Here is a 22,844-nt window from a genome sequence, read left to right on the forward strand (position 1 = left end):
GGGGCCAGCCGGTGCTCAGAAGCAGGTCGCCAGGCCGTCTTCGACGCTGACGGACTCGACCCCTGGCAGGGCTTCGGCCGCCACGATCTCCGTGCCGGTGTTGACGAACTCCTCACCCTCCTCCGGCTGCGGCTTCTCACCACCAGTCGCGAGGGCGTGGACCGCCTCGACACCCTTCTCGGCCATGATCTTCGGGAACTGCTGGGCCGTCGCCTGCAGGGTGCCCTCCTCAACGTAGTTGACACCGTCGCACGCGCCATCGATCGCGACCGTGATGAGACCGTCGCTCCTTCCGGCAGCCTCAAGTGCCTGGAAGCCGCCGTAGGCCGCCGGCTCGTTGATGCCGTAGATCACGTTGATGTCGGGGTTCTTGCTCAGCAACGTCTCGGCCGCAGTACGGCCTCCGTCCTCAGTTCCCTCGCTGGCCTGGTTTCCGACGATCTCGTAGGAGCCCCCTTGACCACCGGTGTATGTACCCTGCGGGTCCTCATCTCCGTTGACCTCAGGATCGTTCAGGTCAATACCCATGCCATCGAGGAACCCCTGGTTTCGCTCGTAGTCAACCGTCAGGACCTTGTCATCGAACAGGTCGAGCAGAGCAATGACGGCGTCGTCCCCGTCGAGCTTGACGGCCGTCCACTCGCCGATGAGCTGACCCGCGCGATAGTTGTCGGTCGCGTAGGTGATGTCTACGTCGTCGGCCGGGTCCGGGACGGTGTCGAGGGCGACCACGTACAAGCCTGCGTCCTTGGCCCTCGCCAGGGCGTCGACGACACTCGGTCCGTTCGGGGTGATGATGATGCCCTGGTCACCGCGCGAGATCGCGTTCTCGATCGCTTGGATCTGAGTATCCTCATCACCATCGACCTTGCCGGCGGCAACAGTCAGGTCGACGCCGAGCTCCTTGGCAGACGCCTCGGCACCTTCAGCCATCCTCTGGAAGTAGGAGGTCCCTTGCGTCTTGATGATCAGCGTAGCCGCAACGTCGCCGTCCGAGTCCGCACCGTCTGAGCCGCAACCGGCCAGGATGCCACCGGCCAGGATCGCGACCGTGGCGAGCACGACCCCCGGACGGCGCTGCAGTACTGCTTTGATCGGTGTCTTCATGACGTTCCTTCCTGTCGGCGCTGGTGGCCGGTCCGGTGAGTTCGAGGCGTCGGATCAGTAGTCGAGGCGGCGGTAGTAGCGCCGGGTGCTGAGGGGGTGGCGCCGCTCCTGCTCCAGGTGGGCAGCGAACCGCTGCAGGACGGTGGCGTGGACGATGTGCGAGACGAGCTCACGAGTGCTGTCGCGCAGGGAACCGAGGTCAAAGTCGGCACTGTCGATGACGGTGAGCTTGTCAGTCACGGTGGGCGTGAATCGTTCGACCCGGTCGGCGAGGGCACGAGAGGGCCCCTCGCCCTTCAGCAGCACCACGCTGACTCCCTTCTCGACGAGCTCGAGGGTGCCGTGAAAGTAGTCGGACGCATGCACGGGACGTGTGCGGATCCACTGCATCTCCTCGAGAATGCATGTGGCGAAGTACCAGGCTTCGGTCCAGGGACCGCCCGCTCCCGTGAAGATGTGATAGTCGACGTCCTGCAACTGCATGGCCAGCTTCTCCGCCCTGCCCTCGAAGGCTTGCTTGGCCCGGAGCAGAAGGCTGGGCATCTGGGCCAGCTCCTCCACGGTTCGTGAGTAGTCCTGAAGTTCTCCACGGCGCCGCAGGACGGAGAGCGCGAGCAGCAGCGACTGCAGGTAGAACGACTCCGATGAGGTGTCGTCAGAGGCTCCGACGCTGAAATTGGTGTCGGCAGCCTGGGCCACGGGCGACTCAGGGTCCCCCGTGAGTGCCAAGACACTCGCTCCCTTGGACTGGGCCAGCTGCAGGACGTCCAGTGCCTCGTGGGTGGTTCCCGAGAGTGAAGGGATCACGACCAGCGAGCGGCTGCCAAGGGCGCGCGAGCCAGTCTGGACGATCTCGGCGGCCTTTTCCAGGAACACCGTCAGGTCGCTGTTGCGACTGATCTGCTGGGCGGCCGGCTGCATCAGCACACCAGCGCCCCCCGCACCGAGGAAGTGGATGTTCTCGAGGCCTCGGTCGAGACTGTCGCCGACGAATGCGTCGATCGGCTCGGCAAGCGCGACGGCGTCGGACTGGATCCTCAGGAACCGACCGTCATCGAAGTTGAGCATGAAGCCCTCTCTTGTGATGCTGTTGTCTGATGACTTCTGAAGTTGTTGGACATAGTTTTAGGTCATCGAACTGGATGAGGTCAAGGCGTCCATGACAAGAAGTCGTCAACTGGGACTCCTCCGGCAACCGAGTAGTCGCCGGAGGACTGTCCGCACACTTGTGTTCTGACCTCGGGCGCACGCGGAGCTCGCCTCCAGCAATCACTTCGAGGGAGATCAACGGCTGCACCGGGAACCGGAGCATCGCGGTCGAGGCGATCCACGCGCCCACTACCGACCGGAGCCGAGACGTTCCGCCCACAAGGACCATCCGACGTGGCCCATTCGGGCCAACTTGGAGAATTCGCTCCGCTCGCAGGGCGGATGGACGTACGGTGAGCCGACTCTTCGGCCCCTCTCGTCACCGGGCCATTCACCCATCGGGAGGATCCATGCCCCACCGTCCTGCGCACAGGCGCAGTGCCACCACCGTGGTTGCTGTCGTCGCGCTCGGCACCGGTCTGTTGGCGGCCACGAGCACCGCTTCCCAGGCCGATTCAACCCCCGAGCCGACCTTCGACCAGTGCGCGGCGGCCTTCCCGCACACCGCACTGGAGGAGGGTCAGGCCGTCACCGGGTTGACCAACACCACAGGAACCCGTCTGGACCAGTTCAACGGCAGCTTCGTCGGGACGTTGAAGGATGGCATCGGACGCGGCCGCGACATGCTGCTGTTCACCCTCGAGGGATCACGCATCACCAAGCCCGACGGGTCGCTGGACGCCGGCATCTGGGCCGGGATCTCAGGGTCGCCGGTCTACGCCGAGAACGGCGAGCTCGTGGGAGCGGTCTCCTACGGCTTCACCGAGGGCTCCGACACCCTGGCCGGCGTCACCCCTGCCTCCTACCTCTACGACCTCAAGTCGCTCACGCCACCAGAGGAGGTCTCGCTGCGTTCGCTGCGTCCGGCCCTCGCCCGCCAGGACGTCCGCGTCCCCGGCACGGCGTCGTTGGACCGTATCGGGTCCGCACGCCAGGTCTCCGGGTTCCGTAGCGGCTCGCTGCCCACCGTCCAGAGGCTCGCGCGCCGAGCCGGGATCGACCCGAAGGGCCTGTCGCTGGCCGCTTCGAGCGTCGGAACCGATGACGTCCCGGTGCGCGCAGGCGGCAGCGCGGGGGCGTCCTGGTCCTACGGCGACATCTCGGCGGTGGCGGTCGGGTCCGTGACGGCGGTGTGCGACGACGACGTCTATGCCTTCGGGCACGCTGATGAGTGGGCCGGTGAGACCGCGCAGACGCTGCACGGTGTGCAAGCCCGCGGGATCGCCCGCGGAACGTTCGGCAGCTTCAAGCTCGGCTCCGTCGGCTCCCCGGCCGGTACGTTCAGCCAAGACCGCCTGGAGGGGCTCTACGGGACGCTGGGGGACATCCCGATCTCCGTCGACCTGCTCAGCACGACCCGCCTGGGCACGTCCGTCACCCCGGGTGCGACCACGGTGACCGAGATCGAGCAGCTCCCGTTCATCGTCGCGGCACAAGTCGCCTCCGACGTGCAAAGCTCCCAGAACGCCGGCTACGCCGGGGGGCAGTCGAGGATCAAGTGGACCGTCGACCTCGTGCGCGCCAACGGCAAGGAGCAGACCTTCACCCGGTCACAGCGCTACTCCACCCGGTCGGACCTCGCCGAGCTCGTCGTCTCGGACGTCGCCAGCGACGTCCACGAGATCCTGGAGAACCCGTTCGAGCCGGTCACCATCGGCGGCATCACGATCACCAACGACCTGGCCAAGGACTACCGGGCCTACCGGATCGCCGGCGTGGAGCGCTACAGCGCCAAGAAGTGGCGTGCGGTGAAGAACAACGCCGTGGTCAAGCTCAAGCGCGGCAGCCTCCTGAAGCTGCGGCTCAAGCTGGTGCCCAAGGACCGTTTCTCCAACGTCAAGGCCACCACTCGCAACGTGAGCTTCCGGACCTCCAAGTTCGCCGCCCGCAACGGCCGGGTCGACGTCGTCGGTCACGCTCTCGCCTGGGACGACTGGGGCGACTTCGAGGACTTCGAGGACTACGGCTACTACGACGAGTACGACGACTCAGACCCGTTCGTCGTCCCCACCAAGGAGCCGCGGACGCTCACGGCCCAACTCGCCCTGATGGCCAAGAGCCCAGGTCAGGACCAGATCGTCTCCACGGTGGCGCACCGAGGCCGCAACACGGGCCGGCTCGTGAACACGAGCAAGACGTCACAGTTCGATGCGATCGTGTTCGGGAGCCACCGAATCAGGCTGCGCTTCTCCTGACGTCAGCGCGTCAGCTCCCGGGCGAGGTCGGCGACCTCGCGCAACCTGGCGGGGACAGGGCGGGTCGAGACCTCCACCCACCAAGGGCGCTGGACGGCGGCGAGCACCACCTCGGCATCGTGGGCGGCCTGGTCGGGGCTGCACGTGGGATCGATCACCGCTCCAGCGCGCGATCCGGCGAACCGGGTCCAGGACAGCACGGTCGGCAGCCGTGGCCGCACCAGGTCGACGACGTTGGTGAGCGTCAGCTCCTCCCGCAACGGGCTGAGCGGGTCGGCGGTGAGGTTCACGTCGTCACGGACCTCCACCACGATGAGGTGCAGGTCGGCTCCCGGACACGCGCGGTGCACGGCATCGAGGCGGCGCAGGAGCGTCGCGGGGTCGATCAGCCCGGTGACCGGGTCGCGGTGGATGTCGTCGTCGGCCAGCGGGAAGGCGTCGGACCAGCCGAGCGCGAGCGCGCGGACGACGGGCTCCGACGCGGAGCTGCCGGTGTGCGCCATCAGCGTCGTGTCGACCTCGCCCAGCACACGGCCGAAGCTCTCTCCGGCGCGTCCGAAGTGGCTCCCCAGACGTCGCGCCGTGTCTCCGGTGTGGTGACCCTCGCACGTCCGGTCGACCAGCAGCTCCAGGAGCATCCCGAGCTCACGTGACCACAGGTTTCCCAAGGATCCTTCTCTTCCCTCGCGTCGGCTCTCGCCCGTACGAAGGTCAAGGAGTGCCCCGCTACCCGCTCGTCACGTGGCTCTGAGGAGGAAAAGCCCACACAGCCCGTGACATGGCTCACTGCATCGAGTGACCGCACCGGCGTGACGAACGGCCGGGGCGGCACTCCTTGTTGACATGACCGCATTCATCACAGTCATCGGCCTCGTCCTGGTCGCCGCCGTCATCGTCCTGGTCCTGCTGCTCCTACGCTCCACCGCCGACGGAGACCCCAAGCACCGCAAGTAGCGGTGCCCGGGGTCCCGTCAGTGGTTTCCGGGGTCGGTGGCTTCCGGAGCGGGCAGGGCCGACAGCACGGCCCGGCCGGCAGCCAGCATGTCCACGACGTCCGGCGTCGCCAGCTGGTACTCCACGACGCCGTCGTGCCGGCTCGACGTGACCAGGCCGACCCGTCGCAGCACGGCCAGCTGCTGCGACAGGTTCGACGCCTCGATCTCGATCTCGGCCAACAGGTCCCGCACCACGCAGGGTCCGTCCTGCAGGAGCTCGAGCACCCGGATGCGCACCGGGTGCCCCAGTGTGCGGAACAGCTCGGCCTTGGCCTGGTAGATCGGGACCTGGACCCCGCCCCGCGGCACGGTCACGCTCAGAGACTCTCGACGTCAGCCGCCACGCGGCGGTGAGCCTCCCAGATCTCCTCGGGCAGACCACCGAACTGCTTGAGGTGCTCCGCACGGAAACCGATCTCCTGGCGCCACCGGTCACCATCCAGGCTCAGGACGGTGTCGAGGTCGGCGAGCGCCTGCTCGTCGAGGCCCTCGAGCAGAAGCTCCTCGCGCTTGGGCAGGATGCCGACCGCCGTCTGAACACCCTCGACCTCGCCGGCCCGCAGCTGCATGAGCCACACCAGCGGCCGCAGGTTCTCCCGGAAGCCGGGCCACAGGTACCGGCCGTCGTCACCGCGCTGGAACCAGTTGACGTGGGCGAAGATCGGCTTCTTGGTGGCGCGGCCGATGACCTCCAGCCAGTGCGCACCGTAGGCGCCTTCGGGATATGACATGAAGGGTCGCATCGACATCGGGTCGTAGCGCAGCACGCCCTCGAGCCCGTCGGCCGCGGCCGTCGCCTCCGCACCCAGGGTCAGGCCGTCGTAGACGCCCTCCGCGACGTCGGTGATGGCCCGGATGAGCGGCTCGCGGTCACGCGTGCGACCACCGAAGATGATGCCGTGGATCTCCACGCCGGCCGGGTCCTCGAAGTCCTCGGCGACGTTCGGGACGTGCTCGAGCGTCGTGGTGAAGCGGCTGTTGGGGTGCGCCCACGGGGCATCCTCGTCGGCGAGGTGCCGGTCCGCGATGCGCTCGCCCTTCCAGTCCAGCCAGCCGTCGAGGTCGGTGGGCTTGTCGGTGAGGCCCTCCCACCAGACGTCGTGCGTCTTCTCGTTGTAGGCGACATTGGTGAAGATGGCGCCCGTGCCCGGGACGATCGAGTCGATCGCCGTCGGGTTGGTCCGCTCGTTGGTGTCCTTGGCGACGCCGAAGACCCCGAACTCCGGGTTCATGCCGTAGAGCTTGCCGTCATCGCCCACCCACAGCCAGGCGATGTCGTCACCGTAGAACGACACGTGGTACCGGTCGCCGAGGGCATCGGGGGCGAGCGTCATGGCGAGGTTGGTCTTGCCGGACGCCGAGGGGAAGCCGCCACAGATGTTCCACTGCTTGCCGGTCTGCTTGTCGGTGATGCCCAGGAGCATGAACTGCTCGACGAGGAAGCCGTTCTTCCAGCCGTCGTAGCTGCCCTGACGCAGTCCGTGGGCGATCTTGCCGAGCAGCGCGTTGCCGCCGTAGGAGGAGCCGAAGTGCAAGATGGTGCGTTCGTCGGCGACGGTGACGAAGTAACGCTGGTCGTCGGGGGTGCCCTGGCCGAGGTTCTCCAGGTCACCCGTGACGTGGACAGCCTTGACGAAGGAGTCGCCGAGGTCGTTGATGTACTCGACGCCGACGCGGGCCATGCGGATCATCTGCAGGACGACGTTGCGGTTGTCGGTGAGCTCGACTCCCGCTGCGAACTTCTCCAGCGGTGAGCCCTTGGGGGCCATCAGGTAGGGGATGACGTACATCGTCTTGCCCTGCGAGGCGCCGGTCATGAGCTCGACCAGCTTGGGCTTCATCTCCGAGGCGGGCCGCCAGTTGTTGTAGACGCCGGTGTCGGACTCGTCGTTGGTGGCGACGATGGTGCGTTCCTCGGCGCGCGCGGTGTCCTTGTGGTAGCTGCGGGAGTAGTACCGTCCCTCGCCGGCGGGGAGCAGCTCGCCGGCCTCGAGGGACTCCGCGACGAGGCGGGCGTCGTCGGAGGCGTTGACGATCTCGACGCGGGCAGCGCCGGTCACCTCCGCCCAGTGCTCGACGTACTCGCGAACGTGGGGGTTGGTCAGCCCGGCTGCATCCAATGCTGCGGCCACATCTGCCATGGGTTGGTCCTCTCGGGTTGCCGTCGGTGGCTGCACCGTACCGAACTTGAAGATTTCTTCAACTACCGGGTGGTACGGACCCGCTGGGACGACCGGCTCCACGCATGAAGAAACCCGGCGGAGGTGTTCCGCTCGACCCCTCCCCTGGTCGGGGTCGAACGTCACACCTACCGCCGGGCCACTCCCTCCTCACATCGCGAGGTCCTTCATGAGGAGGCCTCGCGCTCTGGGCTCGACGGGCACGGGCTCGACCCATGCAGACACGTCGAGGTCTTGACGCCACCGGCCGAGCCAGCGGCGGGCCTGGGTCACGGCATCGCTCACGGCGGCTGCGGTGACAGGGCAGGGGGAGACTGCGGTGCCGAGCCGACGCTCTCCCAACCGCGCCCACGGGGATCGGGACTCCACGCCGCGTTGCAGCACGGCGTGCACGAGGGCGAGGCTCAGCTCGGCCTCCAGCCATTGCAGCACCCCGCGGGCCCGTTGGTCGCGCTCGTCGATCATCACCTCTGCGATCAGCACGTGCTGGTCCTCGCCATCGGCCTTGTCCGTCTCCACGTGGGCCTGGAGGCTCTCGGCACAGGTCAGTCCGGTGAGTGCCTCCCCCGCGTCGTCGGTGGTGAGCGCCAGGACGTCCCGCGCCCAGGCGTCCACAGCGGTGGAGGTGACGTGCGTGCTGGCCGGGGGGCGCCCGGCGTCGGCGTAGGCCGCATCGATGGCGGCCAGGGCGTCGACCACGCTGGACCCGGCCCGGGCGTGCAGCTGCCCGACTCGGGTGGCGAGCACCGTCTCGTAGGCGCCGCCGGCCTGGGTGCGCACGAGCATCCGGGTGACATGGTCGATCTCGTCGGCGGACGGCACCACGTCGTCCTCGGTCGGCGAGGTGGTGCGTAGCAGTCGGAACATCGCTCTCCTGGTGACGGATCGGTGGTGGCGGGCGCCCTTCTTTGCGCCTCTCACCAGTCAAGGAGTCGCTTCTCCAGGGCCGGTCACGCGAGTTCCGAAAGATTTTCGAGAGACTTTCTCCGCTTCCCTGCGTGATGAGACTCTGAGAGGGTTCTCTTCTACTGGTGGAACACATCCCCTCCACCGGACCTCCCACATGACCGAAACCTTTCTCGAACCCAGCGACGCCGACCTGCTGCAGCGCTACCGCGACGGTGACGACACCGCCGCCGGTGAGCTGTACGCCCGTCACCACCCGGCGGCCGTCACGCTGGCGGCGTCCCTGTGGGGACACAGCCGGGCCGAGGACCTGGCCTCCGACGCCTTCGTGGCGGTGCTGCGCGCGGTGCGCAACGGCGCGGGACCGCAGTTCGCGTTCCGGCCGTACCTGCTGACGTCGGTGCGCAACGCGTACTACGCGGCCTCCAAGTCCGACAGCCGGCACGTGTGGTTCGACGACATCGAGGAGTCCGGCGCTCCGACGTCCGTGGAGGACGGGATGGCGGTGCGCGAGGAGTCGAGCCTACTGGCCCAGGCGTTCTCGACGTTGCCCGATCGCTGGCAGGCGGTGCTGTGGCACACCACGATCCACGACGAGTCCCCCGAGCAGGTGGCGGGCACGCTGGGCCTCAAGCCGAGCGCGGTGACGTCGTTGGCGCACCGTGCACGAGAGGGGCTGCGCCAGGCGTACCTCGCGGCCCACCTGAAGGGAACGGACTCCGAGGAGTGCCGCGAGATCCGTGAGCTGCTGCCCGCGCACGACGCCGGCCGGCTCGGGGCTCGCCAGAGCACCAGGGTGGAGGCTCACCTGGATGAGTGCGACGAGTGCCGCGAGGCACTGGTGGTGCTCGGCAGCATCACGTCCAACCTCGGCTGGGTGTTGCTCCCGGCCCTGCTGGGTGCGCCCGGTGTGCTGGCCTTCGGCACCCCAGCGGCCAAGGCCGCTCTGGGTGCCGGTGCGGGAGCCCTGGCCGGTGGTGCCGCCGCGGGCGCCGGAGCAGGGGCCGGAGGCGGGGCATCCGGTGGGGCATCCGGTGGCGCGGCATCGTCGGCCGGGGGTGCTCTGACCTCGACCGTCGGTCTGGTGGCGGCAGCCGCCGTGGTGGCGGCGACAGCCGTGGGTGCCGTGGTGGTGAACGAGGTCCGTCAGTCCTCCGACTCCGCGGCGACATCACCTGCGGCCCAGCCCGCGGCTCCTGCCCCGGACCCCGCACCGGACCCCGACCCCGAGGACGAGGACGAGGACGAGGACGAGCCGAACGACGAGCCGCCGCCGGAGCCCGAGCCCGAACCCGAACCCGAGCCACCATCCGAACCGGCCCCGCCGGCCCCCGAGCCGGAGCCGGAGCCGACGCGCTCGCCCTCGCCGAGCCCGAGCCCGTCGCCCAGCCCTTCACCGACCAACACCCCGCCACCGGACCCCGAGCCCGACGGTGTGGACCTGAGCCTCAGGATCTCTGCTGATGGCGAGAACGTTGTGTTCTCGGTCGATTCCGGCGGCTTGGTGCCGAGACTGGTGATCGAGCTCCCAGCTACCAACCGCTGGCGGGCGGTCGATATCTCCGACTGGGGCTGTGAGCGGCCGTCCGACAGCACGACGCTGACGTGCGAAGCAGAGGTGGCCGACCCATCCGACCTCGTCCTCGGCCACCTCACCGGGCCCGACCGACCCATCTCCGGCGAAGTGTCAGCACCGAACAACAACGACCCTCAGCCCGACAACAATGTCGACGAGCTGACCGACTGAGCAATCCGCTCAGCGCGAGGCGGCGGGAAGGGCAGCGAGGACGGCGTCGTCGGCTCCGTCGACGGCCGACTCGCTGGCCACGCGGATCTCCGGGATGCGGGTGGCGGCCGCCACGGCCACCAGCATGGCACCGGCCAGCACGAGGAACCCCACGGTGTACCCGGCCTCCAGGGGGAGCCCGGCAGGCCCGAGGTGGGAGGTGACGATCCCGGCCATCACGGCTGTGCCGATCGATCCGCCGATGGTGCGGATGTTGGCGTTCATGCCGCTGGCGACGCCGGTCTGGTGCGCCGGAACGGATGCGATCACGACGTTGGCAAGGCTGGAGAAGACCAGCCCACCGCCGATGCCCTGCACGGAGGTGGCGGCGTAGAGCTGCCAGGTGGCGTCGTGGAACAGCCCGATGGAGGCGAACGCGACGGCGTTGAGCAGGGTCCCGGTGACGATGACCGCCCGAGCGCCGAACCCGCGGATGAAGTGCGCGGTGAAGAATCCCACGATGAAGCTGGCGACGGCCGAGGGGAGGAGGAGCCGGCCGGACTCCGTGATGGTGGCGTCGAAGCCGTACCCGGCCTCGGCGGGGGTCTGCAGCAGCTGCGGCAGGAACCCGAAGGCGGCGAACATACCGAACCCGACACCGGCGGCGACGACGTTGGTGGTCCAGACGCCGCGGCGCTGCATCATGCGCATGTCGATGAGGGGGACGTCGACGCGCAGCTCCACCCACACCCAGACGACGAGCAGGGCGACGCCGGCCACGAGGAGCCCGATGACGGTCCATGACGCCCAGCCCCACACGTTGCCCTGGCTGATCGGCAGCAGGATGCACACCAGCCAGCCCGCGAGGAGGACGGCGGGCGTGGCGGGAACGCGGCTGGTGCCGTGCACGGGTGACTCGGGCACGAGGAACGCGGCGCCCAGGGCGGCCACGGCGGTGACGATCATGGGGAGCCAGAACAGCCACGGGTAGCCGAGGCTGCCGACGATGGCTCCGCCGAGCACGATCCCGGTTCCGAAGCCGACGGCGGCCAGGGATGCGATGACGCTGAGTGCGGTGCCGCGACGATGGTCGTCGAACTCGTCGCGGATGATCCCGAAGGAGAGCGGCAGGACGCCGCCGCCTGCTCCCTGGACGACGCGGGCCACGATGAGCCATCCGATGGTGGGCGCCAGCGCGGCCATGAGGGAGCCGACGGACAGGGCGATGAGGGTGAGCACCATCATCCGCTTCTTGCCGACGGCATCGCCGATGCGGCCCAGCAACGGAGTGCAGATGGAGGCGGACAGCAGGTAGGCGGTGAGCACCCACGTGACGGTGTTCTGGCTGGCGTCGTAACGCTCCTCCACCAGCGGCAGGACGGGGATGATCAGCGACTGCAGCAGCGTGAACGACGTGACGGCGAGGGTGAGGACCGCGAACGTGATCGCCTGGCGACTGCGCGACGACGACACGGGTGGACCTGGCCCCTCTGGCTGGCTGCCGTCGTGGACCGACGGCCGGATGACGAAAAGTGGTTGCACACGGCAACCCTGGACATGGTATCGGGGAGCCTGAAACCGGCTGCCGAGTGTCCGGTGCGGGTGATCCAGGGCTGGGTGGTCGGGGGCCGATTGGTCGGGACTGTGCCGGGGCTGGCTTCAGTCCACCAGCTCGGCGCTGATGCGGGCATCGTGGGCCGGCACGACCAGCACGTCGGGCAGTGTGGCCAGCCGCCGCAGCTCGCGGTGGTTCGCGCGGATCCGGCGACGGTCACGACCCACGACCTGCTCGAAGGCGCGCACGGTCTGCAGGCGCCGCAGGGGCCGTCCCTGCGGCGAGTGGTCGCCGATGGTGCTGGCGTCGAAGGTGGCGTCGCCGGCGTGGATCACGGTGCCGGTGGCCGACTCCACGGCCACGGCCGCATGCCCGCGCGTGTGGCCCGGCATGGGCACGATGGTCACCCCGGGCAGCACCTGGTGTCCGGTGAGGCCGAACCGCCACTCGTCCCCACGACCTTCGTGCAGCGTGAACCGGGGACCGTGGGCCAGCTGGGCGGGGCGGTACCGCCGTTTGTCGAGGGTGTCGGGCGCGGTGACGGCAGCGGCGTGCTCGTCGGCCGTCGTGTGGACCTGCGCGTCGGGGAAGTCGGACAGGCCGCCGCAGTGGTCGAGGTCGAGGTGGGTCAGGACGATGTGGGTGACGTCGCCGGGCGTGTGGCCGCGTTCGCGGAGCTGGTGCACGAGGGTGTGGCGCAGGTCGAGCTCGGGGCGCAGGAGGCGGCGGATCGGACCGATCCGGGTGACGGGGTCGAGGACGTCGGCGGTGCCGAATCCGGTGTCGATGAGGATGAGTCCGTCGTCGGTGTGGACGAGGAGCACGTGGGCTGGGGTCCCGGGCATGGAGACGGGGTTGAGGACTCCTGCGACGAGGTGCTCGATGCGCATGGCTCATCGTGGCACGCGGGTCGGCGACCGGGGGGCGGGATGCGGGTTCTGGCGGGTCGCGGAGGGGCTGAGCAGTGGTGTGCTGCGGTCGTCGAGCCCGCTTCGACGGCCTGGGGGTGTCGTCGGTATCCTGATCCGGTTGCTGCTTCGGCGGCAGCGAGGAGATGTCGCATAGTGGCCTAGTGCGCCCGCCTGCTAAGCGGGTTGAGGTTCAAACCTCTCGAGGGTTCAAATCCCTCCATCTCCGCCCGAAAATCACGAAGCAGAGCTACGCCAACCCACGAACGGTCAGCTGGTGACAACCCAGCCAAGCCGGGCGGAGCTCGCTCCGCCACGCAACCCCCGCGACCAGCCTCACCACGGCTACGCCAACCCACGAACCGCCAGCTGGTGACAACCCCGCCAAGCCGGGCGGAGCCCGCTCCGCCACGCAACCCCCGCGACCAGCCTCACCACGGCTACACCAACCCACGAACAGCCAGCTGGTGACAACCCCGCCAAGCCGGGCGGAGCCCGCTCCGCCACGCAACCCCCGCGACCAGCCTCACCACGGCTACACCAACCCACGAACAGCCAGCTGGTGACAACCCCGCCAAGCCGGGCGGAGCCCGCTCCGCCCGGCTGCAACGGTCCTGAGGTGCTTGCGCAGATCAGCACGGCGCTGCTGGGGCCACTCACACCAGGAGCGGCCCCAGCAACCTCAGGCCACGGCGTCAGCGCCGGGCCGTGGTGTCAGGAGCTTTGGCGCATCCGCGCCGCCCTGAACATCATGCCGCCTGCCACCAGCAACCCGAGGGCGATGAGCAGCATCAGCGCAGTGATGGCGGCACCGGCCTGCGGCAGGAGACCCGAGTCGTCGTCGCCGATCGTGTTGGTCAACGTCACCTCCACGACCTCGGACTTGCCGATGACGACGGTGTCCGTGCTGAACTCGTGTCCGGTCCACTCCGCTCCCTCCACATCGGCCGGGGTCCGTTCGGACAGCTGCAGCTTCGCCCCGGCGGGCAGATCCGCGACGACGACAGCCTCACCGTCGGCCGTCACCTCGACCGTCCCCTTGCCGGCGTCGAAGCCCGGTCCTGCGGCGTACTCGTAGTCGATGAGGAAGACGGTTCCGGAATCGACCAGATCCTTTCCGTTGCCCTCGATCTCCTTGAGGATGCTGAATCCGCCGGCACCGAGCTCGATCTGGTTCTCCAGGGTCAGCTTCTTGACCTCGTCCTTGCCGATCGTCACGACGTTGCCGTCGATGAACTGCGCCGCGACCCAGCTACCGTTCTCCGGATCCTTGGGAGCGATCTCCTCCAGCGTCACGGTGGCCCCGGCGGGCAGCTCATCGACCGATGCCGACGAGCCGGGTGTCACGGTCACGGTGCCCTCACCGGCCTCGTACCACTCACCCGACGGATAGGAGTAGCTCACCGTGAACTCGGTGTCCTCCCCGATGAGCGCCGCTCCCGTGCCGGTGACGTCCTTGGTGAGCGCGAAGCCACCGAGGTCACGCTCGATCGTGTTGGTGAGCGTCACTGCGAGGGTCGTCTTGTCACCGATGGTGAAGGACTCCTGGTCGAACTCGTGGCCGAGCCACGTCCCACCGGGAACGTCCGACGGAGTCGACTCGGTGAGGGTGACCTCGGTGCCGTAGGGCAGCGGATCACTCGTCACGGCCTGGCCGTCGTGGTGCACGGTCAACGTTCCCGTGCCGGTTGCCGGGTCTGCACCCAGCGCCTCGGGAAGCACGTAGCTGTAGTCGACGGTGAAGGCCGCGTCGTCGGAGACCAGTGCGGCACCGTCGCCGGTGACCTCCTTGAGCACGGAGAAGTCTCCGTCGTTCCAGGAGATCGGATTGTCAAGGTTGATCGTGACGGTCTGGTCCTTGACGACGGTGAAGGTGCTCACGTCGAACTGCGGTTCACCCCAGGTGCCGCCGATGGGGTCGACCGGCGCGACCTCGGTCAGCGTCACCTCGGCGCCCGCGGGGATGCCCTCGACGGTGGCGGTCTCCCCCGCGGCGACCTCGACCTGGCCTGACCCGGCCGGGAATCCATTGATCGCACCGTACTCGTAGTCCACGGTGAACACACTGCCCTCGGGCACGAGGGACTCACCATCGCCGGTGACGGCCTTGGTCACGGAGAAGCTGCCCAGGTCCTGCGTCAGGGTGTTGGTGACCGTCACCGTGACGGGGTCGCTGCCCTCGCCGATGGTGAGGGTGCTCGGCTCGACCACGGGTTCGCCCCAGCTGGCCCCGGGAACGTTCGGCAGGTTGGCCTCGGTCAGTGTCAGCTCAGCGCCGACCGGCAGGTCCCCGCTGGTGACGGGTTCTCCGGAAGCCGGGAGTCGCAGGGTGCCTGAGCCTGCAGCGAAGCCCCGGTCGGGGTCCGCCGGGTAGCGGTAGTCGAGCGAGAACTCCAGGTCATCGGCGACGGGTACGCCGTCGGCGTTGAGGAGGGCCTTCTGGGCGGAGAAGCCGGCCTTCTGCAGCGTCGCCTCGTTCTTCAGCCGGATCTCGGTGACCTGGCCGAGGTTGCCGTTGCCGTCGACAGTGAACTCGACCTCGTGCGCCGGCTCACCGGCTGCGTCCACGAACACGGGCGTGGCCCAGGTGACGTTGGCGGGGTCGGTCGGCAGCACCTCGTGCAGCACGACGCGGGTGCCCCTGAAGTACTCGGTGCTCGTGTGGGTCTCGCCCGACCGCAGGGTGAACGATCCGGAATCCAGCTCCTCATCGTCCAGGTATGCCGTGTAGTTCACGGTGAACTCGGGGTTCAGCGTCGTGTCACCGGTCAGCTCCTTGGTGACCTGGAACTTGCCGTAGTTGGTGCCGACGACATTGCCGCCGCGGTGGTGGCGCGTCACGCTGCCGTTGACGGAGCGAGACTCCTCGCCGCCGATGGACCACTCGGCGGCGTTGCGGAAGACGCGGTCGCCGTTGGCTCGCAGCTCGCCGCCGGTCAGCGCCTTCGTCCTCCACTGCACCTGGTAGAAGGAGCCGTCGACGCCGCGCTGGCTCCCCTGCGCGGGAGCCGGGGGGCCGGCGGTGTAGTCGGCGCCGCGTCCCTCTCGGGAGTCGAAGGCCACGGTGAGCCGATCGTCGCTCCAGTCGAGCCCTTCGGTACGTGTCTGCCAGCCGCCGATGACCTCGTGCCCCCAGCGGTCGTACTGCAGCAGCCCGGCTTCCTGGACGCGCGGGTACGTGTCATCGTCGATGAGCTCGTACGCGTCCTCGTCCAACAGGTCGGTGACGGTGATCTCCTGACCCGCCTCGATACCGGTCGCCGGCGCGGGCACCCGCACGGTCCAGATGATCTCGTCGGTCTGGGTGTTGTACGAGCCCCACTTGCCCTGACCGGTCCCGCCGAACTCGCAATCGGTCTCGCACCAGTTGCGGCTAGGCCTGACGACGACCTCGTTCTCAAAGCCGCCGATATCGAAGGTGTGCTCCACCTCCTCGCGGTTGTCGTACTCGGTGCGCGCCTCGAAGAAGAAGCTGCCCGCGACCTCGTAGGGGTTGGCCTCGATGAAGTCATCGTCAATGGTGCACGTGATCTGGGTGCGGCTGACGACGCACTCCCCGGCCTCCTGCTCATCGGGACCAAACAGTGGGAACGTCTCGGCGTTGCCGTAGAGCCCCTCGGGCAAATCGACCGTCAAGGAGACCGGTGTCTCGGCACGCTCGGGGATGCTCCAGTCCACCGCGATCCGCTGCCAGCTCCAGTCCTCGATGGTGCCGTCGTCGGAGTCGATCTCGATGTTGTCGATCTGGACCTCGCTCGCGGCGTGAGCTGCCGTGAACGGTGCCATCGACAGCGTCGTGACGGCCAGCAGGAAGGTGAGGAACAGCACCCCCCGTCGTCTCAGGGACGTCAGACCGCTCGGGCCACGGCGAGTCGATCTCACCGTCGGTGGAGACGGGGTGGTTGCTTCAGGCACAGGGCTTTCCTTCCTTCGCGACGACGCTCGGGGTCGTCGCCCGGCTGACGGACGTGCGGCCAGGTGCCGCACCCCCTCTAGACAGGCGAAGCCGCGAGTTCTGACGCCGGAAGTCATGCGATGTGCATCACACCCCGTCCCGGTCCCACCCGTGGACGCGGTAGCGTCCGCGTGGGGCGAGGAGTGCGCCCCAGGAGCGGGGGCCGATCCGGGAGCCCTGTCATGTCGTCCACCGCCGCCTCTGATGCCTCTGACTCTGAGCTCATCGAGGCTCTGCGCGACGGTGATCGCACGGCGATGGGCCACCTGTACGGCCGGCACCACGACGACGCGCTCCGCGTGGCACGCATCGTGGGCGGCCCTGGCGACGCGGAGGACCTGGTCGCCGAGGCATTCGCCCGAGTCCTGGCGCAGATCGTCGACGACAAGGGACCGATCTACTCCTTCCGCCCGTATCTGCACACCGTCATCCGCAACCTCAGGGTCGAACGTGCCCGTCACGCTGATCGAGAACGCACCGCATCGGACCGGCCGTGGCTCTTCGAGGGCGGCGCGGAGAGCGCTGAGGAACCCGACCACCTCGCCGAGATCGATGCAGGACGGGCAGCACGGGCCATGCAGACCCTCCCGGAACGCTGGCGTCGGGTGCTGTGGCAGCTAGAGGTGGAGGGACGCAAGCCGGCCGAGCTCAGCGCGGACCTGTCGCTGCCACCGTCGGCCGTCTACGCGCTCACGCACCGCGCTCGTGAGGGGCTCCGGCTGGCCTACCTGGACCAGCACGTCCCGCAGGCCGTCGATGATCGGTGCACCTGGACCCGTGAGCGGATGGCCCGCCTCGCCCGGGGTGCCCTGAGCGCCCGCGCGCTCCACAAGGCTCACGGACACCTCGAGGAGTGCGCGGAGTGCGCGGCGCTGTACGCGAGCCTGCACCAGCTCAACGGCCGGCTCGGCGCGTCGGTGTGGCCGGTCGTCCTGCTGGGCGGCGCCACCGTGCCACTTGCCCCCGCCGTGGTCCCGACCAACGGCTTCTCCGAGCCTCCGGCAGGCGACGCGGGCTCCGTGCCGACGCCCGCAGACGACCCCGGCAGCGTGCTTCGCGGGCTGCAGTCGTCGTCACGGTCGACGTCGCGCCACGCGTCCGCAGCCGGTCGTGGCGCCGCACGGTCCGGTGCCCGGCGTGCCCTGAACCCCGCGACGTGGGCCAGCTCGAGCATGCTCACCGCCACCACCGCCACACTCGTCGCGGTGATCGGCGTGGCGGCCCTCCTCGGAGCCAGCCTGCAGCCGACCGACCCGAAGGCCGAGGTTCCCACCACGTTCTCCACTCCCGAGCCGAGAACCGACGCTCCACAGGGCCGTCTCCCCAGCCCTGTGCCGCCGGAGAGGACTGGCCCGCCCTGGCCCGATGTCCCCGCCGCGGCACCACTGGACACGCCATCGGTGCTGACCGCGGTGGCCGAGCGCCGGGACCTGGTGGCTGAAGGACAGAAGCTGGCGGTGACGGCCCGGCCAGGGCCGGGTCCCGGGGCGGCCGAGCCACCGCTCGAGCCATCGCCCGAGCCCGACGCCGAACCAGGACCCGAGCTCGAACCGGAGCCGGAGCCGGAGCCGGGCGTCGGCCTCGGGACGGTCACCGCCGATCCCGTGAGTCCAAGTGACGAGGGGCTGGCACGCTGGCGCCTGGCCGTTCCCGTGACCGCGGGCTCGGCCGACGGCGCGCCCTTCACCATCGAGCTGACCCTGGCCCTCGCGACACCGAAAGGCTTCACGCCATGGGGACCTGACGACCGCCATGGCTGGGACTGCGGCGGCATCGAGGACGGCGGCCGTGGCGGAGCGCCGTACTACTTCCAGACCCGCACCTGCACCTACGACTTCCAGCCGGGCCAGCCCGTCCCCGACTTCCAGGTCGTCCTCGTGGAAGGCGGCACCGTCGGCGATCCCTTGATCGGCGAGGTCGTCGTCACCGGTGCCGGTACAACCGACTCCGCGACGTTCTCCTCGCCCAGCGGGTCCTGAGCGAGCTCACGGCTCCCAGCGGGTGTACCCGTGGGCGGTGTTCATGCGGTCGTAGACCTCCCGCACCAGCTCGTGGGTCCGGCGTCCCGCGGTGGCCAGGGTCAGCCGGTGCTCACCGGCGGCTCCCTCGAGCACCAGCTGGCCGTCCTCCAGCGCGACGTTCTCGACGTCGAGCCACAACAGCCGCAGGCGGCGGGCCCGCAGACCATGGGCGTCGAGCCTGGCCACCACCGGGGGCCGCACCATCAGGAGGGCCGCCGCCAGCAGCAACAGGACCGCGATGGCCCCGGCCACCGTGGACGACAGCAGGAACGCCACGAACGCGGTCACGCCGGCCACCATCACCAGGATGCCCGACAGGACGGCCACGTGGGCGCGGTCGACCCGATAGATGCTCACGCAGAGGGGGCGGGATTCGAACCCGCGGCTGACATTTCTGCCAGCGACCGCTTTCAAGGCGGTTCCGATCGGCCACTCCGGCACCCCTCCTGGGGCCCCGACCTGAGGTCGAGGACCGGTCTCCATCATCGCATCACTTCAAGGGAGCGAGACGACCCGGCTCCACACGACGTTCCTGCACGATCGCCCGCGAGCGCCGGGACCGCTGCTGGAGCACCACACGACGCAGGAGGAGACCGATGGTCACTCCGAGCACGATCGAGTACACCGTGGACAGCGCGATGTACGACGGGTAGGCACCCGGTGTCACCAGCGACGTGGTGATCACGCCCGTGCCGAGGACCGCGAACACCAGCACCCACCAGCCATCGCGCCGCCGCGAACGCAGCGAGACACCGAGGATGAGCGCCGGGAATCCGATGATCACCTCGGCGGGGCGGGGCACGCCCCCGAAGGTCTGTCGCATCCAGATCACCAGGTCGGTCAGCGACTCCACGATGACCTGCGAACCGTGCGTCCGCACGAAGCTGGAGTACGCCAGGACCAGCAGGACGACGGCCGCGATGCCGATCAGGATGGTGAAGTTCTGCCGTCCAAGACCGTGCAGCCCGGCCCCCAGGCCCCACACGATGGCGATCACCAGGGCGAGTGAGACGGCGAGCACGAAGATGTTGAAGCGTTGGTAGTTGACCGGCGCGTTCCAGGCGGCGACGGCGATCGTCCCGCTCACGGCGACCGAGAGCGCCACCGCGAACTCCTTCAGCGTGGCCGCGACGGTCTCTGCGGGCTTGGTGATGACCACCGCCCACGTGGCCGCCAGGATCGCCGTGGCCGCCGCGGCGGCCGACAGCAGCATGTTGGTTCCCGAGAGCAGGGCCCCTGCAGCCAGGACCGTGGACGCGACGGTCCAGATCCGCATGTGGCCACCCGCGCGGTGGGTCAGGCCCAGGCTGAAGACCACCAGCAGCACGCCGGCCGACGGACGCACCAGCCAGTCCGGCGCGTCGATCGCCACCAGGGACGTGCCCGCGCCGACCGTCGCCGCGACCCACAGCACGAACACGGCGACCATCGCGGTGCGTGCCGAGTCCGGCGACCCGAGGCGCGGAGCGCGCGTGGGCAGGTCGTAGTCCGCCGGGACGCCGGTGTCGAGGCGTCGTCGTCCGGGCTTGGCGCGGCTCATCGGGGTCCTGCCCAGGCGTCGGACAGCAACGGACCGGCCCTGTGCGGGCGTGCCGCATCGCTTGGGTCGATGTCCGTCACCACAGGTCGTCCTCTCCGGAAATCCCCCGCCACTACGATAGGGGGCCCCTGGTGACCCGAACAGACAGGATTCGTCCCCGGACCACCAAGGTGGGTGTCAGCGCGTCCTCCGCAGCATCGGCACCATGGCACGAGTGCGACGCGCATCCCCTCATTCTGGCAGCAGTGTGCTGAGATCTCCCTGAGGTGCTCGTCGTGCCATCCTGCACCGGCCCGTTGCCGGAGGAGGTGGGCGAGCCCGGACCGGCTGCCGGTGCGTAGCCTTGGGTCATGCGTGCCGTGCTGGTCCACGAACCCGGTGACGTCGACGCCCTGCAGGTCGTCGACCACCCCGCCCCCGAGATCGCCGAGGGTGAGGTGCTCGTCGACGTCCGCGCTGCCGGCGTCAACCGTGCCGACCTGCTGCAGCGGCGCGGCTTCTACGACCCACCGCCCGGTGCGACGCCCGTGCTGGGGCTCGAGGCCTCCGGAGTGGTGTCCGCCGTTGCTGCCGGGGTGGACTCCGTCGCCGTGGGCGAGGAGGTGGTGTGCCTGCTCGGCGGTGGCGGGTACGCCGAGCAGGTGGCGGTGCCGGCAGGCCAGGTGGCGCCCCTCCCGGACGGCCTGGACCTGCTGGAGGCCGGTGGTCTGATGGAGACTGCCGCCACCGTGTGGTCCAACGTCTTCATGACCGCCCGGCTGTGCGAGGGCGAGACGCTGCTCGTGCACGGCGGCGCCAGCGGCATCGGCACGACGGCCATCCAGCTGGCCAAGGCGTTCGGCGCGCGCGTCGTGGTCACCGTCGGCAGCGAGGAGAAGGCGGCGTTCTGCCGCGACCTGGGCGCCGACCTCGCCATCAACTACCGCGAGCAGGACTTCGTGGACGTGCTCACCGAGCAGCGGATCCGGCCCGACGTCATCCTCGACATCATCGGCGCCAAGTACCTTCCAAGAAACGTCGCAGCGCTCGCGACCGGCGGCCGCATCGTGGTCATCGGCCTGCAGGGCGGCATCAAGGGCGAGCTCGACCTCGGCCGCTTGCTGGCCAAGCGCGCCAGCATCACCGCCACGTCGCTGCGCGCCCGGCCGCTGCAGGAGAAGGCCGAGATCGTCGCCGGCGTCGTGGAGCACGTGTGGCCGCTGGTCACCTCGGGCCGGTTGCGACCGATCATCCACGACACCTTCGGACTCGACGACGTCCGCGCCGCGCACCAGGTCCTGGAGGACTCCAGCCACACGGGCAAGGTCCTGCTCACGCCCTGACCGTCAGAACACTCAGACCGACGTCTTGGACCGTTGGTGCGGCACCACGGCGTCGGCGACGGTCGTGGCTGTGGCCCGTAGGGCGCGGTCGAAGACCGGCATCGCGAGGACCGCCAGCACGACGGCCGAGATCGCAAAGGCCGCCAGCGTGGCCGGCCAGGCCCCGAGACCGGCCTGCTCGAACGTCGTCTGGGCGACGAAGACCACCGGGATGTGCAGCGCGTAGACGGCCAGGCTGTGCCGGCCGAGCTTCTGCGTCCAGTGACCGGACCCGGAGAGCCGCCGTGGCACCAACGACAGCACCGCCCAAGCGCAGACGGCCGCCGCCGTGAGGCAGGAGATCCGCACCGCGACGGCGAGCAGGGGCGACTCGCCCATCGACGCGGCATTGTCGGCGCCCCTGAACCAGCCCGGGTGCAATCCGGAGGCCACCACGAGTCCCGTGATGCCCACCAGCACGGTCACGGCCGGCAGCATCGCCGCCGTCGGCAGCTCGGCCGAACGTCGCAGCATGCGGGCGCCGTACAGGTGGCCGGCGACGAAGAAGGGCCAGTAGCAGACCGCCCGGGACCACGCGAGGACGTCACCGTCGGCAAAGGGCACCGCGACCGCCGCCACCGAGGCGGCCGTGGCCAGCGGGAGCGCTGCGGGACCGAGGCGCTGCACGAGCGGCAGCGAGGCGATCCACCAACCCATCGCCAGCAGGAACCAGAGGCCGTAGACCGGGTGTACCAACGCCTCGAGGCCCAGCTCGTGGCCGCGGGCCAACACGTAGGCGACCTGCAGGATCAGGTAGAGCGCCACCATCTGCACGATGCGGTGCGCCATCGAGCGGGCCCGTGCGGTGATGCCGGCGAGCAGCACGAACAGCGGCATGTGGAACAGGTAGAGGAAGGTCAGCATGCTGCGCTGCGGCTCCTGGTACCAGCCGGAGTAGAGCCCGTCGGGCGGTGCGCCGCCGGAGGTCTCCAGGAAGTGGCCGACGACGACACCGGCGATCAGCACGCCCTTGACGACGTCGAGACGGTGGTCTCGTGCACGAGTGGACATCCTCACCACGTCACCAGGCGGCCTCGCAGTTTTCAACCGACGCAGGTTGCTGCGCCCAGTGTGTGAGGAGACTCTCGTCGGGACGGCGGTCCATGGCCGCGACCCGGGCCGACGTCTCCGGCAACTACGCTTGAGAAGCCGACTACCCCCCACTGTGTGCAGTCCCTGCGGTTGCCCAGCCCCCGATACCGCACTACACTGCAACTGCGCGGTGCATTAGCGCCGTCGAAGTGAG

At 69.2% G+C, this 22,844-nt stretch carries 16 protein-coding genes and 2 tRNA genes; 5 read left to right on the forward strand and 13 right to left on the reverse strand.

The window, feature by feature from the left end; translation table 11 throughout:
* Positions 1-15: 15 nt before the first annotated feature.
* The gene (locus ACEVFP_RS19710; protein WP_375001226.1) at positions 16-1,107 is read right to left on the reverse strand and encodes a substrate-binding domain-containing protein; all 1,092 of its coding nucleotides are present in this window, start codon (positions 1,105-1,107) and stop codon (positions 16-18) included.
* 54 nt (positions 1,108-1,161) lie between these two features.
* Positions 1,162-2,175 (reverse strand): SIS domain-containing protein, encoded by a 1,014-nt coding sequence (locus tag ACEVFP_RS19715; RefSeq protein ID WP_375001227.1) that lies wholly within the window; start codon positions 2,173-2,175, stop codon positions 1,162-1,164.
* Between the two features lie 431 nt (positions 2,176-2,606).
* Here ACEVFP_RS19715 and ACEVFP_RS19720 point away from each other — a divergent pair, with 431 nt between their 5' ends.
* Positions 2,607-4,451: a hypothetical protein gene (locus tag ACEVFP_RS19720; protein WP_375001228.1), complete on the forward strand. Its 1,845-nt coding sequence runs from the start codon at positions 2,607-2,609 to the stop codon at positions 4,449-4,451.
* Positions 4,452-4,453: 2 nt separating this feature from the next.
* Here the strand turns inward: ACEVFP_RS19720 and ACEVFP_RS19725 are convergent, their stop codons facing one another.
* The 4 genes from ACEVFP_RS19725 to ACEVFP_RS19740 all read right to left on the reverse strand — a co-directional run bounded on the left by ACEVFP_RS19725 (position 4,454) and on the right by ACEVFP_RS19740 (position 8,493).
* On the reverse strand, positions 4,454-5,119 hold the full coding sequence (locus ACEVFP_RS19725) for a hypothetical protein (protein WP_375001229.1): 666 nt from the start codon (positions 5,117-5,119) through the stop codon (positions 4,454-4,456).
* A 303-nt stretch (positions 5,120-5,422) separates the two neighbouring features.
* Positions 5,423-5,761 carry an ArsR/SmtB family transcription factor gene (locus ACEVFP_RS19730; protein WP_375001230.1) on the reverse strand — a complete coding sequence of 113 codons (339 nt, stop codon included), beginning with the start codon at positions 5,759-5,761 and terminating at the stop codon, positions 5,423-5,425.
* Positions 5,762-5,763: 2 nt separating this feature from the next.
* The gene (locus ACEVFP_RS19735; protein ID WP_375001231.1) at positions 5,764-7,587 is read right to left on the reverse strand and encodes a phosphoenolpyruvate carboxykinase (GTP); all 1,824 of its coding nucleotides are present in this window, start codon (positions 7,585-7,587) and stop codon (positions 5,764-5,766) included.
* Between the two features lie 189 nt (positions 7,588-7,776).
* On the reverse strand, positions 7,777-8,493 hold the full coding sequence (locus ACEVFP_RS19740; protein ID WP_375001232.1) for a hypothetical protein: 717 nt from the start codon (positions 8,491-8,493) through the stop codon (positions 7,777-7,779).
* Between the two features lie 196 nt (positions 8,494-8,689).
* On the opposite strand from ACEVFP_RS19740, the gene ACEVFP_RS19745 reads away from it, so the two are divergent.
* Complete coding sequence (locus tag ACEVFP_RS19745; protein WP_375001233.1) at positions 8,690-10,279, forward strand: sigma-70 family RNA polymerase sigma factor; 1,590 nt, start codon at positions 8,690-8,692, stop codon at positions 10,277-10,279.
* 9 nt (positions 10,280-10,288) lie between these two features.
* Here the strand turns inward: ACEVFP_RS19745 and ACEVFP_RS19750 are convergent, their stop codons facing one another.
* Both ACEVFP_RS19750 and ACEVFP_RS19755 read right to left on the reverse strand, forming a co-directional pair.
* Entirely contained in the window at positions 10,289-11,731 is a 1,443-nt protein-coding gene (locus ACEVFP_RS19750; RefSeq protein ID WP_375001234.1) for an MFS transporter, read from the reverse strand.
* Between the two features lie 186 nt (positions 11,732-11,917).
* Positions 11,918-12,703 (reverse strand): MBL fold metallo-hydrolase, encoded by a 786-nt coding sequence (locus ACEVFP_RS19755; protein ID WP_375001235.1) that lies wholly within the window; start codon positions 12,701-12,703, stop codon positions 11,918-11,920.
* Between the two features lie 160 nt (positions 12,704-12,863).
* Between ACEVFP_RS19755 and ACEVFP_RS19760 the strand changes: the two genes are divergently transcribed.
* Positions 12,864-12,950, forward strand: a tRNA-Ser gene (locus ACEVFP_RS19760).
* Between the two features lie 485 nt (positions 12,951-13,435).
* Here ACEVFP_RS19760 and ACEVFP_RS19765 read toward each other — a convergent pair.
* Positions 13,436-16,549, reverse strand: a complete 3,114-nt coding sequence (locus tag ACEVFP_RS19765; RefSeq protein ID WP_375001236.1) for a DUF5979 domain-containing protein — start codon at positions 16,547-16,549, stop codon at positions 13,436-13,438.
* A 309-nt stretch (positions 16,550-16,858) separates the two neighbouring features.
* Here ACEVFP_RS19765 and ACEVFP_RS19770 point away from each other — a divergent pair, with 309 nt between their 5' ends.
* The gene (locus ACEVFP_RS19770) at positions 16,859-18,655 is read left to right on the forward strand and encodes a sigma-70 family RNA polymerase sigma factor (protein ID WP_375001237.1); all 1,797 of its coding nucleotides are present in this window, start codon (positions 16,859-16,861) and stop codon (positions 18,653-18,655) included.
* A 6-nt stretch (positions 18,656-18,661) separates the two neighbouring features.
* Here ACEVFP_RS19770 and ACEVFP_RS19775 read toward each other — a convergent pair whose 3' ends face one another.
* The 3 genes from ACEVFP_RS19775 to ACEVFP_RS19785 all read right to left on the reverse strand — a co-directional run bounded on the left by ACEVFP_RS19775 (position 18,662) and on the right by ACEVFP_RS19785 (position 20,237).
* Positions 18,662-19,054 (reverse strand): hypothetical protein, encoded by a 393-nt coding sequence (locus ACEVFP_RS19775; RefSeq protein WP_375001238.1) that lies wholly within the window; start codon positions 19,052-19,054, stop codon positions 18,662-18,664.
* 1 nt (position 19,055) lies between these two features.
* Positions 19,056-19,144 (reverse strand) — tRNA-Ser (locus tag ACEVFP_RS19780).
* A 43-nt stretch (positions 19,145-19,187) separates the two neighbouring features.
* Positions 19,188-20,237, reverse strand: a complete 1,050-nt coding sequence (locus ACEVFP_RS19785) for a hypothetical protein (RefSeq protein WP_375001239.1) — start codon at positions 20,235-20,237, stop codon at positions 19,188-19,190.
* A gap of 350 nt (positions 20,238-20,587) precedes the next feature.
* Here ACEVFP_RS19785 and ACEVFP_RS19790 point away from each other — a divergent pair, with 350 nt between their 5' ends.
* Entirely contained in the window at positions 20,588-21,559 is a 972-nt protein-coding gene (locus ACEVFP_RS19790; protein ID WP_375001240.1) for an NAD(P)H-quinone oxidoreductase, read from the forward strand.
* A gap of 12 nt (positions 21,560-21,571) precedes the next feature.
* On the opposite strand, the gene ACEVFP_RS19795 is transcribed toward ACEVFP_RS19790, so the two are convergent.
* A complete protein-coding gene (locus ACEVFP_RS19795; RefSeq protein ID WP_375001241.1) occupies positions 21,572-22,609 on the reverse strand; it encodes an acyltransferase family protein in 1,038 nt (345 codons plus the stop codon).
* Between the last annotated feature and the right edge of the window lie 235 nt (positions 22,610-22,844).

Origin of the sequence: Aeromicrobium sp. CTD01-1L150, assembly GCF_041951745.1 — a bacterium.
In the GTDB taxonomy this organism is placed as follows: Bacteria; Actinomycetota; Actinomycetes; order Propionibacteriales; family Nocardioidaceae; genus Aeromicrobium.